1 protein-coding gene is annotated in these 543 nt (G+C 62.1%); it reads right to left on the bottom strand.

The window, feature by feature from the left end; all coding sequences use genetic code 11:
* Positions 1–543, bottom strand: a 543-nt coding sequence (locus DAI20_RS20165) for an MraY family glycosyltransferase (RefSeq protein WP_497802654.1), incomplete at both ends; no start/stop codon positions are given.

Here is a 543-nt window from a genome sequence, read left to right as displayed (position 1 = left end):
CATTAAGCACTGTAATACTGAACAGGCCCAAAGCAAAGTACATCCCTGTCACCTGGGCATGGCTGGCTCCTGCCTGCACCGCCCGCTGGTAGACGTGCTGGGTATGGGGTTCCATCCAGCGTTGCCCTGAAATGATGCGCGCCAGCAGCGTGAAGCCTGCGTCCACGAGGAACGTCGAGGCCGGCACCAGCAACAGGATCCAGTGGATATCGGTCTTCAGGCTTGCGATCGCCAGAACGACGGCAACCGCATATCCCAGTGCGCCACTTCCGACATCACCCATGAAGATCCGCGCCCGTGGGAAGTTGAACGGCAGAAAACCCAGGCAGGCCAGACCGAGGGCCACGGCCGCAAGCGAGTACGGCCAGGGCAGCACTGGTGCCAGGCCCAGCGCGACCACGACAGCCTGGCTGGCGGCAATGCCGTTGATGCCATCCATGAAGTTCCAGATGTTGATCAACGAGGCAGTGAACAGCAGCACCAGCACGGCCAGCAGCCAGCTGCCACCGTGCACCTTTACCAGTGCGGCCAGCAGTGCGGCAG

The organism is Planctomonas deserti (assembly GCF_003067705.1).
Classification (GTDB): Bacteria; Actinomycetota; Actinomycetes; order Actinomycetales; family Microbacteriaceae; genus Planctomonas; species Planctomonas deserti.
This window is presented reverse-complemented; position numbering and strand designations above follow the sequence as displayed.